General features: G+C 62.6%; 11 protein-coding genes. 2 read left to right on the forward strand and 9 right to left on the reverse strand.

Features of this window, described 5'->3' with window-relative positions; genetic code table 11:
• Nucleotides 1-51: 51 nt before the first annotated feature.
• The 7 genes from fdh3B to QD172_RS00065 form a co-directional block, all read right to left on the reverse strand.
• Nucleotides 52-711, reverse strand: coding sequence for a formate dehydrogenase FDH3 subunit beta (gene fdh3B / locus QD172_RS00035; protein ID WP_084208727.1), 660 nt, complete (start codon nt 709-711; stop codon nt 52-54).
• 127 nt (nt 712-838) lie between these two features.
• Nucleotides 839-3,685, reverse strand: a complete 2,847-nt coding sequence (locus tag QD172_RS00040; protein ID WP_077376621.1) for a molybdopterin-dependent oxidoreductase — start codon at nt 3,683-3,685, stop codon at nt 839-841.
• Nucleotides 3,686-3,964: 279 nt separating this feature from the next.
• Nucleotides 3,965-4,195, reverse strand: a complete 231-nt coding sequence (locus QD172_RS00045) for a hypothetical protein (RefSeq protein WP_077376618.1) — start codon at nt 4,193-4,195, stop codon at nt 3,965-3,967.
• Between the two features lie 175 nt (nt 4,196-4,370).
• Nucleotides 4,371-5,060: a molecular chaperone TorD family protein gene (locus QD172_RS00050; protein WP_176493876.1), complete on the reverse strand. Its 690-nt coding sequence runs from the start codon at nt 5,058-5,060 to the stop codon at nt 4,371-4,373.
• Nucleotides 5,061-5,088: 28 nt separating this feature from the next.
• Nucleotides 5,089-6,990, reverse strand: coding sequence for a 4Fe-4S dicluster domain-containing protein (locus QD172_RS00055; protein ID WP_279854510.1), 1,902 nt, complete (start codon nt 6,988-6,990; stop codon nt 5,089-5,091).
• A gap of 440 nt (nt 6,991-7,430) precedes the next feature.
• Entirely contained in the window at nt 7,431-8,309 is an 879-nt protein-coding gene (locus tag QD172_RS00060) for a DUF3306 domain-containing protein (protein WP_279854511.1), read from the reverse strand.
• Nucleotides 8,306-8,878, reverse strand: coding sequence for a DUF3305 domain-containing protein (locus QD172_RS00065; protein WP_279854512.1), 573 nt, complete (start codon nt 8,876-8,878; stop codon nt 8,306-8,308). Before QD172_RS00065 ends, QD172_RS00060 begins: the two co-directional genes overlap by 4 nt.
• Before the next feature lie 346 nt (nt 8,879-9,224).
• Between QD172_RS00065 and QD172_RS00070 the strand changes: the two genes are divergently transcribed.
• Together QD172_RS00070 and QD172_RS00075 are read left to right on the forward strand one after the other, a co-directional pair.
• Nucleotides 9,225-10,112 (forward strand): formate dehydrogenase accessory sulfurtransferase FdhD, encoded by an 888-nt coding sequence (locus QD172_RS00070; RefSeq protein WP_136938409.1) that lies wholly within the window; start codon nt 9,225-9,227, stop codon nt 10,110-10,112.
• On the forward strand, nt 10,109-11,050 hold the full coding sequence (locus QD172_RS00075) for a helix-turn-helix transcriptional regulator (protein WP_255317579.1): 942 nt from the start codon (nt 10,109-10,111) through the stop codon (nt 11,048-11,050). The genes QD172_RS00070 and QD172_RS00075 overlap by 4 nt, the downstream gene beginning before the upstream one ends.
• Before the next feature lie 146 nt (nt 11,051-11,196).
• Here the strand turns inward: QD172_RS00075 and QD172_RS00080 are convergent, their stop codons facing one another.
• Both QD172_RS00080 and QD172_RS00085 read right to left on the reverse strand, forming a co-directional pair.
• Nucleotides 11,197-11,829, reverse strand: a complete 633-nt coding sequence (locus tag QD172_RS00080; protein WP_077376603.1) for an XRE family transcriptional regulator — start codon at nt 11,827-11,829, stop codon at nt 11,197-11,199.
• A gap of 164 nt (nt 11,830-11,993) precedes the next feature.
• Entirely contained in the window at nt 11,994-13,019 is a 1,026-nt protein-coding gene (locus QD172_RS00085) for a histone deacetylase family protein (RefSeq protein ID WP_084208720.1), read from the reverse strand.
• Between the last annotated feature and the right edge of the window lie 185 nt (nt 13,020-13,204).

The raw sequence follows: 13,204 nt of genomic DNA on the forward strand, positions 1-13,204 counted from the left end.
GGCGACGACGGTCAACCGTGAAGCTGTGAAGTGCGCGCGCATGTCGCCTCCTTACCCCTTGCGGGCTGCGTCGTAGGCCAGGTGATCCGCCTGCTGAACGCTGCTGGTGGTCAGGTTGGCCGAGGTTTCCGGATGGCTGGCCTTGTCGACCGGCGACCAGGCGCCGTCTTCATGGCCACGATAGACCACGCGCTGACGGAAGATGTCGGAGACGGTCTCGGCGTCACCGGCCAGCAGGGCCTTGGTGGAGCACATCTCGGCACACAGCGGCAGCTTGCCTTCGCTGATGCGGTTGGCACCGTACTTTTCGAACTCTTCTTCCGGGCTCTCGGCCGGGCCGCCGGCACAGAAGGTGCACTTGTCCATCTTTCCGCGCTCGCCGAAGGCGCCTTGCTGCGGGAACTGTGGCGCGCCGAACGGGCAGGCATACAGGCAGTACCCGCAACCGATGCAGATATCCTTGTCGTGCAGGACGATGCCGTCATCGGTCTTGTAGAAGCAGTCGGTGGGGCAGACCGCCATGCAGGGCGCGTCGTCACAGTGCATGCAGGCCACCGAGATGGAGACTTCGCTCGGCTTGCCGTCATCCAGGGTCACGACACGGCGACGCTGAATGCCCCATTCCGTCTCGTTGGCGTTCTTGCAGGCCGTCACGCAGCCATTGCACTCGATGCAGCGCTCTGCATCACACAGGAATTTCATCTGGGCCATCTTGCTTCTCCTTCACGGCCCGTCGTCGAGTGGCTCAGACGACAGGCCGGATATTTCTGATCACCGACATATGATTGGCTCGATGATTCGGCGTTTACGCGATCGACAGTCAGGGTCGGGACGCGCTTCAGGCGAGGCTGACTCGGCACAGCGTGACCTTGGTTTCCTGCATCAGGGTCACGGGGTCATAGCCATAGGTAGTCGCGGTGTTGGCGGACTCACCCAGCACGTAGGGCACCGTGCCTTCCGGGTAGCGTGACTCCAGGGACTCGCCTTCGTAGTGGCCCCCGAAGTGGAAGGGCATGAAGACCACGTCCGGCCCGACTCGCTCGGTGACCAGCGCCTTGACCTTCACGCGGCCGCCTTCGGCACCCTCGACCCATACCATGTCGCCATCCTTGATGCCCTGGTCATTGGCCAGCGCCGGATTGATCTCGACGAACATCTCCTGCTGCAGCTCGGCCAGCCACGGGATGGAGCGTGTCTCTTCGCCACCCCCTTCGTATTCCACCAGGCGGCCCGAGGTCAGGGTGATCGGGTATTTGGCGCTGACGTCCTTCTCCTGAATGGAGGCGTAGAGCGTCGGCAAGCGATAGATGGACTCGGAATCCGGCCAGGTCGGATAGTCTTTCACCAGGTCACGGCGCGCGGTATACAGCGGCTCGCGGTGCTTGGGGATCGGGTCCGGGAAGGTCCACACCAGGGCACGTGCCTTGGCGTTGCCGTACGGCATGCAGCCATGCTTGATGCACACGCGCTGGATGCCACCGGAAAGATCGGTCTTCCAGTTCTTGCCTTCCGCCGCCTGCTTTTCCTCGGCCGTCAGGTCGTCCCACCAGCCCAGCTGCTTGAGCAGCTTGTCGGTGAACTCCGGATAGCCATCCTCGATCTCGGCGCCCTTTGACCAGGAGCCCTCGGCCAGGATATTGGTGCCGTTGTGTTCCACGCCGTAACGGGCGCGGAAGTTGCCACCGCCTTCGGCCACCGTCTTGGAGGTGTCATACAGGATGGGCGAGCCTGGATGGCCCATCTCCGGCGTCCCCCAGCACGGCCATGGCAGACCGTAGAAGTCGCCATTTGCGGGACCACCCCGTGCCTTGAGTGTCTCGAAGTCGAAGGTATGCCAGTTCTTCTGATGTGCCTTCAGGCGCTCGGGACTCTGGGCGGTATAGCCAACGGTCCACATCCCGGCATTGAATTCGCGGGTGATGTCCTCGACCACCGGCACGCTGCCCTCGACCTTGATGTTGCGGAACAGCTCGTCGGCAAAGCCCAGCTTGCGGGACAGCAGATACATGATCTCGTGATCCGGCTTGGAATCGAACATCGGTTCGATGACCTGATCACGCCACTGCAGGGAGCGACTGGAGTTGGTCACGCTGCCGGTGGTCTCGAACTGGGTCGCGGCCGGTAACAGGTAGACGCCATCGGTGCGGTCGTGCATGACGGCGGCGATGGTCGGGTAGGGGTCGACCACCACCATCATGTCCAGCTTGGCCATGGCCTTCTTCATCTCGGGTCCACGGGTCTGGGAGTTGACGGCATGCCCCCAGTAGAACATCGCCTTGAGCGCGGTGCGCTGGGAGATGCGATCCGGGTCCTCAAGCACGCCATCGACCCAGCGCGAGACGGTGATGCCGTTGGTGTGCATAGGCTTGCCGTCGTGGTATTCGGTCTGGTCGTAGCGGTTCTGGATCCAGTCGAAGTCGACGTTCCATACCTTGGCCCAATGCTTCCACGCCCCTTCGGAGAGGCCGTAGTAACCTGGCAGGGAGTGGGACATCAGGCCCAGATCCGTGGCGCCCTGAACGTTGTCGTGACCCCGGAAGATGTTGGCGCCGCCACCGGACTTGCCGATGTTGCCCAGTGCCAGCTCCAGAATGCAGTAGGCGCGGGTATTGTTGTTGCCGGTCGTGTGCTGCGTGCCACCCATGCACCACACGACACTTCCCGGACGGTTCTGGGACAGTCGACGTGCGACGTCGAGCATGTCGGCTTCACCGACACCGGTGATGCGCTCGACCACGTCCGGCGGGAAGTTGGCGACTTCCGCGCGCACCTCGTCCATGCCGTAGACGCGCTGCTGGATGTAGGCCTCATCTTCCCAGCCGTTCTCGAAGATGTGCCACAGCAGGCCCCAGATGTAGGCAACATCGGTGCCCGGACGCAGACGAACGTACTTGTTGGCTTTCGCTGCCGTGCGGGTGAAGCGCGGATCGACGACGATGATCTCGGCGTTGGAGCGCTCCTTGGCCAGCAGGATGTGTTGCATCGCCACCGGGTGGGCTTCGGAGGGGTTGGAGCCGATGAACAGGATCGAACGACAATTGTGCATGTCGTTGAACGAGTTGGTCATCGCGCCATAGCCCCAGGTGTTGGCGACGCCGGCGACGGTGGTGGAGTGGCAGATACGCGCCTGGTGATCGACATTGTTGGTGCCGAACAGCGCTGCGAACTTGCGCATCAGGTAGGCCTGTTCATTGCTGAACTTTGCCGAGCCGAGCCAGTAGATGCTGTCCGGGCCATGCTGCTCGGTCAGCTCCAGTACCTTGTTGCCGACTTCCTCGATGGCCTGCTCCCAGGACAGCTTCTTCCACTTGCCGCCTTCGAGCTTCATCGGATACTTCAGACGACGATCAGAGTGACCATGCTCACGCAGCGAGGCGCCCTTGGCACAATGCGCGCCGCGGTTGAAGGGGTGATCGAAGGCGGGTTCCTGCTTGGTCCAGACGCCTTCCTGGACTTCGGCATAGACGCCACAGCCCACGGAGCAGTGGGAACAGATCGTGCGCTTGGTCTCGACAGGTGCCTGTGAGACTTCCGTCTTGGCCTCGGCACGCTTCATCATCGGGGTGGCCATGAAGCTGGCCGCGGCAAGGCCGCCGGTTGCAACACCGCTGCGCTTCAGGAACTGGCGGCGGTTGATGCCGAGTCCCGTACTCTCCGTGCTGGAGGGGGTGGGGGTCAGTCGCATGACATCTTTCTCCTCATCACCCGATACACGACATGCACCGCTTGGGCGGGTCAGGTGGCCGTGTCGGGAGTGGCGGTTCTTCAGGTGGCTCTTCTGGCGTTCGCCAGCGAGCCCCTGTGCCGTCTTGTCGCTGTCAATGGCGGCTGGAGTGAACTCCACGCTGCCCTTTGTGTCTCTGATCGGTCACGCCGTCAGGCGAGTCTGTACTCTCCCGGAGGAACTGGCGGTGGCGGCGTTGCCACTGGCAGATTCCCCTATGGAGACGTAACCGACAGAAGGTCAATCTCGCAGAGTGGCGTAGAACGCCTTCACGTGATCCGTCTCGCGATAGTTGTCGGTCACTCTGTCTGCTGTCTTGCCGTCCTGTGGCGCGGCCTGATCCGGGATGACGGCCCCGGCCAGCGTTCCAGCGGCTGCCGCCCCGACGGTGCTGGCTCCCAGTACCCTCAGGAACTTGCGGCGGCCCTGACGAGCCAGTTCCTGGCCTTGCGTGTTGTCATCAGTCTTCATGCTGATCTCCTGTCTGACATGTCATGTTCAAGGCGAACGTCGCTGAATCCGTTGTCGCTTGAAGGGTGTCTCACGGTCTTGCTTCAGGTCTTGCATCAGGGTCTTGCATCAGCCCCAGCACTGGCCATGGCGTGTGCCGGGGCTGTGGGTGCTGTCCGGCTCGTGTCTGTCGGTCTCACGATTGGGGAAGTTGTATGCCTTGCCAGCCAGTGGTGTCTTGGCTTGCGACGTCCGCCAATGAGGCTGTCGGTTGGGGAGCCTCTCCGAGATTGCGTCGTTCGGCTGCCAGAAATGCCTGGCCAAGATAGCCAACCGCGGCATAGAAAGGACTCTTGCGGCGCGCAAGGTCGGCACAGCAACGCTCACCCCAGTTCGCCAGATGCTGACGGAAGAAGTTGACCTGTTCGCCGGGCAGCTCCTCGATCAGCATGGCCATGACCTCGCACAGAGCCCCCAGGTGGTCCTCCGGCTCGCGAACGTCGGCTTCGCGCTCGAAACCGAGGCGCTTGAGGTCATGGCGCAGTGCCACCAGCGGCATTTCCATCAATGAGCCGGTCAGGTACCAGCTGGCATACGGCACCACTTCGCCCTGCACGACCCCGACCAGAGCCTGGAAATACTCATCCTCCAGTCGTCGAGGGTCACTGACCCGCGCCGAGAGAGACAGCGAGGCCAGCGCCCTGGGCAGTTGCTGCTGATCCGCGCCGGGCATGGTGATGGCCTCAGGCTCCAGCGCCGCCAGGAAGTCGATAAGTGGCTGATCGGGCGCTGCCCGCAGCAGGCGAGCCAGCAGGCGGTAGAGATCGGCCCGCAGTGCCTGTTGCTCGGCACTGTGGCTGATCAGCGATCCATCATCAGGTGTCATATCAGTGTCATCACTTGAAGGCATGGACTCAGACCTTGAGTTGAGCATCGGGATTGCGGGCCATTTCGTGCCAGATATCCTTCACGCGGCAATCGCTGCACATCTTGAGGCGCAGCGCACCGTCACCCTGGAAATAGGCGTGGGAGGCCAGCTTGGTCTGCATCGCCGTGATGGTGGCGGTGGAGCCGAACGGGGTGCCGCAGCTGATGCAGGGGAACGGCGTGTCCTGCTTGAGCAGGCGCGGTTCACGGCGCACCTCTGGTTGTGCGGAAAAGCCCGGCGTCAGAGTGATGACGCTCTCGGGGCATGACTGCTCGCACAGGCCACATTGCACGCAATCTCCCTCGGTGAAGGACAGTGCCGGAGAGGTGCGGTTGGCGGACAGTGCGCTGGTCGGGCAGACCGCGACGCAGGCCTGACAAAGGGTGCAGCCGTCGCTTTCGACCTGAATCGCGCCGAAGGGCGCACCGGCAGGCACCTCGACGGCGGTCTGCGCCAGGTCAGCGGCGGCCAGCGTGGCCAGGTGATCCAGTACACGATTCAGGCGCTCACGCTTGCCGGGTCGGGCATCCGGTTGACCCAACAGCCAGTCACGCGCGATCGGCAGGCCCGGCTGGCCGTCTTCTTCGCGATCGGCACCGGGCGCCAGCGCGATGCAGAGCGGACTGACGAGCGTCATGGGCGAGGCCGGCACGGCGGACTCGGTGATCAGCACGAGACGGGGGGAGCCCTGGGTGTCCGTGGCCAGTTGCATGCTTTCCAGCAACGCATTGCACAGACGCTGTTCCTGCTCGAGTTGCTGGTGCTGACCGGCAGGCAGTGTCCGAGGCAGTTCGACGATGACCTGGGTGGCGCCCAGCGCCAGCGCGGCCAGCCACTCGTCGTGCCCGGTGGCGCTGATTTCATCCAGTGCAATGTCCAGGCAGCGTTCCTGATCCTCAGGTGCCAACGGCGAGTGGCGGTCACTGGCAGACTCGAGGCGGTAGCGCAGTATCGGCTGCGTGCCCCCTGCATCCTGATAGCGCTCAAGCAGACGCTGGATCTGTTCGAGACGCTGTTCGAGTGGCGGCTGGGTAAAGCTCAGCGCGCCGGTCGGGCAGGCACTCACGCAACTGGCGGCACCATGGCAGAGGTACGGGTCGATCTCGATATGCGCGTTGCGGCGTCCCGCCACGGAGAAGATGGCATCGGCGCTGCAGGAGGAAAGACAACGTGTACACCCGATGCTGCCCGCACTTGAATGGGCACAGATGTCGAGATTGACGTTGACGTAATTGGGCTTGTCGAAGCTGCCGACCAGACCGGCGAATTCTGTCGCCCAACGGGTCAGGTTCGTGATCTGATCGCCGCTCTCGACAAGGCTGGCGTCGCTTGCGAGACGATCCAGCTCGCCCAGCACCGTATCCTCTGCACGCAGATAGCCCGGCGGCGGAAGTTCCGCCTGATTGAGGGGCTGGTGACCCAGATCGGCGATCAGGTCGAAGGTCTCGACCTGTCGGGCACCTGTGGACAGCAGTGCGCGCGCCAGATTGACCCCGCCAGACAGCAGCGTGAAATGGCCAAGATGGCCGCTCAGCGAGAGCGCCTCGCGGGTGCTGGCATGGGAGGGCAGTGCTTCGCTCGTCGTGATATGCCGCTCGTCGAGGGATACCAGAGCGCTGTTGTCCTGCTCGCTGATCAGCAGAGACAGTGACAGGGAGTGAGTGGCGGGCAGTGTCAGCATCAGGCTGGACAGGGCACGCAGGCGCGCTTCGCTGCCGATCAGCAGTGTGCGGCCCTGGCTGCGATAGCGGATCGGGGCGCTGCCGGAATCACTGGCCAGCAGTGGCAGGCTGGAAGCGGGGGAGGCTCCGAGCACTGCCGCCAGGGCGCGTTGGCGTGCTTGCTGGTTGAGCGCGCGCTGGGCGTTCTCGAGACTTGAACTGAGCATCCTCATCCTTATTTCGGTCGTGGCGGCTCCGCCCCTGCGCGCCTGTCAGGTGGCGCGGTGGACGGTTCCTGATCGCCGCTGATTCTCGAGGCTCGCGCCCGGTCAGCGGTCGAAGGTCATTCAAGGAAGTGCATGGGCTTCCAGCGACGTCTTGCGCCTGATGTCATCCGGATGATCCGCACGGCGGCATCATTGCGACTGGCTTCAGCATAGTCAGGGACTGAAGGGCCAGCGATGAGCATCGGGCGTAGACGGTCAGGTATCGGGAGGCAGTGCCGTCCTCTTGCTAGACGATACCTGCCTCTGTTGAGCGGATTCTTGCAGGCAGTGCGCCTCTCGCATGGGAGTGGAAGTCATGTGAGAGGCAAGGGAATGACTCCGCATGCCGAATACGGAGCTCGCGCTGGGTCATAATGTCTCAGTGCCTGAGGGCAGGCGTGTCATTCTGGTGGTAGGGGCGATCTGTGGGTGGGCCCATGTCCGTCAGCCGTGACGTCATTGGTTTGGTCCCATGCGCCTTGCCGTGCATGCGTGTCATGCGCAAGGGCAGCATCAGTATCCCTGTGCTTGTCCTGCGCGTGCTCGCGATGGGTCTGTGGGCCGTGATCCGGTGATGTCTCATCCAGTGAGTCGAGACCTTGCTCATCCGTTGAGGGTGCAGCCTCCGGCGCCTCATCCTGCGGTTGATCTTCCGAGCCGTTGCTGGTGGCTACGCACTCAGCCTCGTCATCTTCCAGCTTCTCGAGTCCCTCTTCGACATCGCGGGTCCAGCGTCTCAGCGTCTCGGCCACACCTGCGGCGAGCGGACGCATCTGGGAGAAATCCTGATCGTAATCGTCCAGGCCATCGCGCAGGGAGTGCTCGCCTCCCATGAAGATGCGGCGCAGGGCGCGTTGTCGCAGCGCCGGGTCCACTCCTGCCTGCATGTAGGCACTGATATCCGCATCCGGCAGCAGGGTGTCGGGGTCTGGCAGCTCCACGACGGGTGGGGGCTCATCTGCCTCCTGTGCAAGGGCCTCGGCGTCGGTCGTCTCACTGCCGCCTTCAGCGGACGTTTCGCCATGCCGCTTGTTGTCATGCCGCTCACTTTGCAGAGCATGGCTTGGCTCGTCCGATGCCTCGCAGGCCCCTGTTTCCTTGGGTGCGGTCTCAGTGGGTGCGGTGTCATTGGCCGTGGAGGGCTGTGCGACCGTCGCCAGCCCAGCGGCGGCATCGGGAGAGTCCGTGGTCGTCCGTGAGGCTTCGGCGTGCTGCTTGCGGCGTGACCAGCGGGACAACAGGCCTTGCGAGGTATGGTCGCGGTCGTCGGAGTGACTCATGGCCCTTCCTTGTTGGCAGCATCGGCGTTCGGGCGCACGGTGTCGGTCTGACTGGCGCGCCCCGCCCCCTTGCGCTTCTTCTTCTTGCCTTCGTCGATGCGCTCACCATGTCGGGCGAGATAGCCCTCCAGCCAGACCATCAGGGCAGGAGGCATCGGGGTATCCAGTACCAGTTGGTCGCCATCCAGCCAATGCGAGGCCACTTCCTGGCAGGCGGTGACGACCCTTGGCTGCATGCCATCCGCTTCACGCTCTTCACACAAGACGAACAGGCGCGGCTGTTCGCAACGCAGGTTGTAACGATAGTCGGTGCGCTCGGTGAGATGCAGCTGCAGGGGCAGAGTGCGTTGAGGCTCCGGTTGCGCCGCTTGATCAGGCGTCCGGGGCGTGGTCTCGCCGTGATCCGCGGGCGCGATCCGGGAAATCACCCAGGTGTCGAGAGTGAAGCGGCCGAGAGTCTGCTGCGAGGGGGCCAGTGTCACGGTCAGCCAGCGAGTGTCGTCAGGTCGTGATGACTCGCGTGAGGCGTCGAGTGCCGTGTCCATCAACGGGTCGGGTGGCTGGGTCATGGCGTATCTCTTGAGGGCGTTCTGGAGGTTGTTCAGGGGGTGACCCGAGGCGAGGTCGGCGGCGTATCGGGTCCAAGGCGAGTCTGCATCAGCGTCGTGGCTCGTACGTTCACGAACATGCGACGCTCTACCGGTTTTAGCAAGAAGCGTGCCGCATGCGTCGAGAATTGCATGACGCGAGATCGCAATGGCTGCCGGATCAGGACAGCCTCTCGGCCTGACTGGTATTCTTTGAGCGCTGGGTGACGACGCATGCCGCAACCTGCATGGCAGGTTCGCCGTGTGGCGGCACCCTCCGGCATCAATTCGGCTCGAAGAGGGAGACCCCGACGCCATGAAAACCTCCATGCCTCCGGTCATCAGCAATGCTCGATTGCCCACCACGCTGGATATCGTCGTGATGGATGAGCGAGGCCAGCGCCAGACGCAGTCGATCGCTGCCGAGCGCGCGCTGACGATCTACCTCAACAAGCGTGAGATCGTCACTCTGATGACGCTGGGGGCCGAGCCTGAGGCGCTGGTCGCGGGCTATCTGCGCAATCAGGGCCTGTTGGGAGATATCGAAGACCTGGAGGCGCTGCAAGTGGACTGGGAGGTGGAAAGCGCCTCGGTGGTGACGCGCCATCTGCCGGAGGATATCGAGCAGCGACTGAGCAAACGTACCGTCACCACCGGCTGCGGCCAGGGAACCGTCTTTGGCAATCTGCTGGAGCGTCAGACGCTGGAGGCGCTTGATGATCGCCCCTTTCAGCAGAGTGTGCTGTATCAGCTGCTGGCATCTCTCGCGGCCCACAATGCCACCTACCGCAAGGCGGGGGCGGTACATGGCTGTGCGCTGTGTCGGGACGATGAGGTGCTGGCATTCATCGAGGATGTCGGTCGCCACAATGCCGTCGATACCCTGGCAGGCCTGAATTGGCTTTCACCTGTGCGCGAGGACGAGACGGATTACCGGGGTGCCAATATCTTCTATACCACGGGGCGTCTGACCTCGGAGATGGTGCTCAAGGTGGCGCAGGCGGGCATTTCGGTGCTGGTCTCACGCTCCGGGGTGACCCAGAAGGGCGTTGAGCTGGCCAGCCGCTTCGGGGTGCTGTTGATCGCACGTGCCAAGGGCAGCCACTTCCAGGTGGTGGACCCTGCCGGTCGAATGATACTGGACGCCATCCCTCCGCTGCGTGCCGGTGATCAACTTCGTGAAGCTGGCAAGTCTCGCCCGGGAGGCGAGCAATGAATCAGCCTGTTTGCGGGGATGCGACGATGCATGACAACCCCTTTCTGACGGTCCATGAGGTCGCACGACTGTTGCACCTCAATGAAAAGAAGATCTATCAGCTGGCCAGTGAGGGCACCATGCCGGCCACCAAGGTCACCGGCAAATGGCTTTTCCCGCGGCGCCTGGTCGAGCAATGGATTCTGGAGTCCAGCCATCATGGGGTGCTGGCGGATCGCTTGATGATCACCGGTAGCGATGACCCCTTGCTGGCAGCGCTGACGATGCGACTCAACCAGCAGCACGATGGCAGTGCCTTCTATGGCATGAGTGTCACCGGGACACGCCTGGGGCTGGATCTGTTGAGTCAGGGGCGAGCCGATGTCTGTGCCATCCACTGGGGGCGTGCCGAGGAAGCATCGCTTCGCCATCCGGCCTTGATCCGCGGGCACGATGGTTATCGTCAGTGGGTATTGGTCCGGCTGGCTCGGCGCACCCAGGGGCTGATCATTCGTCAGGAAGATCGCCACCTGCCGATCAATCCCGGCGGCCTGTTCGGGTCTCAACGGCGCTGGGTAGTGCGTCAGGAGGGGGCCGGTTCGCAGCGCTTCCTGCAGGAGTGGCTGTCCGGCCATCAGATGCGCCCGGAGCAGCTCAACACCCTCGCCATCGCCTACTCGGAGCGAGAGGTCGCATCACTCGTCGCGCGCGGGGAGGTGGATGTCGGGCCGGGGACGTTATCGGCCGCGAATGAATTCGGTCTCGGTTTCGTGCCGGTCTGTGAGGAGGCCTTTGATCTGGTCGTGCCACGCAACGTCTATTTCCGCGACCTCTTCCAGGGCCTGCTGGACTATCTGTCCACGCCCAATGGCATCCAGCTGGCACAGTCGTTGGGAGGGTATGACCTGCGTGAATGTGGTCAGCTCATCTGGCGAGGCGACGCCGCCCAACATGACTGAGTCAAGATCGCCCGCTAGCACCAGGCTAAACGGTGATGATGTGGGCGCTGCCTCTGCCTCGCCAGGCCATTGTTCTGGCGAGGTAAAGATCTTTCACGTCACATGCTCCTGGAGAACGGTTTAGCGTTGCGCCAGTGGGCGTATCATCAATCGGCGTCGTTGCGCGTGCAGACCGACAGCACTACGGCATCGTCTTCGCTGGTGGAAACCAGAGCATGGCCCATGTCGGAGTCGAAATAGATGCTGTCTCCATCCCCGAGAGGCAAGGGTTCATAGAACTCGGAATACAGCAGAATGCTGCCCTCCAGCACCATCAGGAATTCCTCGCCGTCGTGGCGCACCCAGTCGGGAAACTCCTCGAAGCTGCGAGCGCGCACCCGGGTCTTGAAGGGAATCATGCGCTTCTGAGCCAGCTGCCAGGAAAGCAGCTCATGTTCATAGGTCGGGGTCGGGTGGCTCTTGCCTTCACCGAGGCGTGTCAGATCACGTCGGCCCAGCGTGCCGCTCTGTCGCTTGGGAGGACTCAGCAGTTGAGGAAGGTCGATATTGAGACCATTGATCAACTTCTGGACGGCGGTGAAGGTGGGGGATATCTGTTCATTCTCGATCTTGGACAGCGTAGAGCGTGCAAGCCCGGTACGCTGGCTGACGTCCTCGAGGGTCCAATGATTGGCGAGACGGATCTGCTTGACCCTCTCTCCAAGCTTGAGGGGCTCAACGAAGGCCTTGCGGCCGGAAGCGATCCGGACCGCGGCATCCTTGTCAGTCGGTGTACTCATGGGAAGCTTCGCTGTGGTCGATGGCGGCGGGAGTTCACAAGTTTACTATTGGAAACTTTTTCGCCAGCTTATCACAGCAAGGAAATCACGGTGTAGCTGAGCAAGGCATCGACGATGCTCCTGGCGACAGGGGATGCGTCTCTTGAAGTCGCATGTCTGGTCACTCAGAACAGCGGATGATCACGCTCATCTGGCCTTGCATGAACTTTGGGTGACGCGTGCGCGGCTGGCGGCGAATGACGCAGGGATATCCCGTCCTCCATCGGCAGACCCGCCAGTGCCTTGACATGGGCCTCAGTGCTGCGTGCCAACGCTTCCAGGCAGTAGCCGCCTTCCAGTACCGAGACGACACGTCCCTGACAATGGCGCCTGGCCACGTCCATCGCCAGGCGCGTGATCCAGTAATAGTCGTCGTCCTCGAGACACAGTTCGGCCATCGGATCCTCACGATGCGCGTCGAAGCCTGCCGAGATCAGGATCAGCTCCGGCTTGAAATCATCAAGCTTCTTCAGCCATTGCGCTTCGATGGCATGGCGAAAGTCCAGCGAACCACAGCCTTCTGCCAGCGGGGTATTGTGAATGTGCTCCCAGCGGCTCTCGAGATAGCGCCAGGGGTACATGGCGTTCTGGAACGATGAGCAGACCAGCGTGTCGGGGTCATGCTTGAAGATATCTACCGTGCCGTTGCCCTGATGAACATCGAAATCGAGGATGGCGATGCGTCTGACACCGTACTGCTGGCGGGCATGCAGCGCGCCTACTGCCACGTTGTTGTAGAAGCAGAAGCCCATGGCATCCGCGCGTTCGGCATGATGGCCCGGTGGGCGCACGGCACAGAAGACGTTGTCTGCCTGATTGCGCATCACCTGGTCGACCCCACGCACGACGGCCCCTGCCGCGAGACGTGCCGCCACCAGGCTATCTGCACACATCACGGTGTCCTCGCTGAGCGCCAGCAGCTGACCTGCCTGGGGCGGGCACTTGTCGAGAGCCTGCAGGTGGCGCATCGGATGGACTCTTGCCAGCTGTTCCAGCGTGGCAGGGCGTGCATCGTATTGCTGGACATGCTGAATCACGCCGCTCAATGCCAGCTGACGCTGGATGGCCTGCAGGCGCAATGGGCTCTCGGGATGTGTTGGACCCATGAAATGGTTGCCACAGTCGCTATGAGAGATATAAGAGGTGATCATCGGCATGTGCCTGTTTGGCTGGGCGCTAGACTGAGGATAGTTCGAAACCTCACAGTAAGATTCACTGGTAGGCACGGATAGTGGCGGATGGTCTACCTTCTCCAGCACCTGCCGGCTGCTGTTCAGGCACTCACTTTCGCGGCATGCTGGTGGCATCGCGCATTGGATGCGCACCGGCTGACAGG

This window comes from Cobetia sp. 10Alg 146 (assembly GCF_029846385.1).
Taxonomy (GTDB): domain Bacteria; phylum Pseudomonadota; class Gammaproteobacteria; order Pseudomonadales; family Halomonadaceae; genus Cobetia; species Cobetia marina.

Excerpts from the sequence above, each read along its gene's own strand:
- QD172_RS00075 (WP_255317579.1), top strand. The coding sequence starts at position 10,109 with ATGAATCAGCCTGTTTGCGGGGATGCGACGATGCATGACAACCCCTTT.
- QD172_RS00065 (WP_279854512.1), bottom strand. The coding sequence starts at position 8,878 with ATGACCCAGCCACCCGACCCGTTGATGGACACGGCACTCGACGCCTCA.
- QD172_RS00040 (WP_077376621.1), bottom strand. The coding sequence starts at position 3,685 with ATGCGACTGACCCCCACCCCCTCCAGCACGGAGAGTACGGGACTCGGC.
- fdh3B (WP_084208727.1), bottom strand. The coding sequence starts at position 711 with ATGGCCCAGATGAAATTCCTGTGTGATGCAGAGCGCTGCATCGAGTGC.
- QD172_RS00050 (WP_176493876.1), bottom strand. The coding sequence starts at position 5,060 with ATGACACCTGATGATGGATCGCTGATCAGCCACAGTGCCGAGCAACAG.
- QD172_RS00045 (WP_077376618.1), bottom strand. The coding sequence starts at position 4,195 with ATGAAGACTGATGACAACACGCAAGGCCAGGAACTGGCTCGTCAGGGC.
- QD172_RS00085 (WP_084208720.1), bottom strand. The coding sequence starts at position 13,019 with ATGATCACCTCTTATATCTCTCATAGCGACTGTGGCAACCATTTCATG.
- QD172_RS00055 (WP_279854510.1), bottom strand. The coding sequence starts at position 6,990 with ATGCTCAGTTCAAGTCTCGAGAACGCCCAGCGCGCGCTCAACCAGCAA.
- QD172_RS00080 (WP_077376603.1), bottom strand. The coding sequence starts at position 11,829 with ATGAGTACACCGACTGACAAGGATGCCGCGGTCCGGATCGCTTCCGGC.
- QD172_RS00070 (WP_136938409.1), top strand. The coding sequence starts at position 9,225 with ATGCCTCCGGTCATCAGCAATGCTCGATTGCCCACCACGCTGGATATC.
- QD172_RS00060 (WP_279854511.1), bottom strand. The coding sequence starts at position 8,309 with ATGAGTCACTCCGACGACCGCGACCATACCTCGCAAGGCCTGTTGTCC.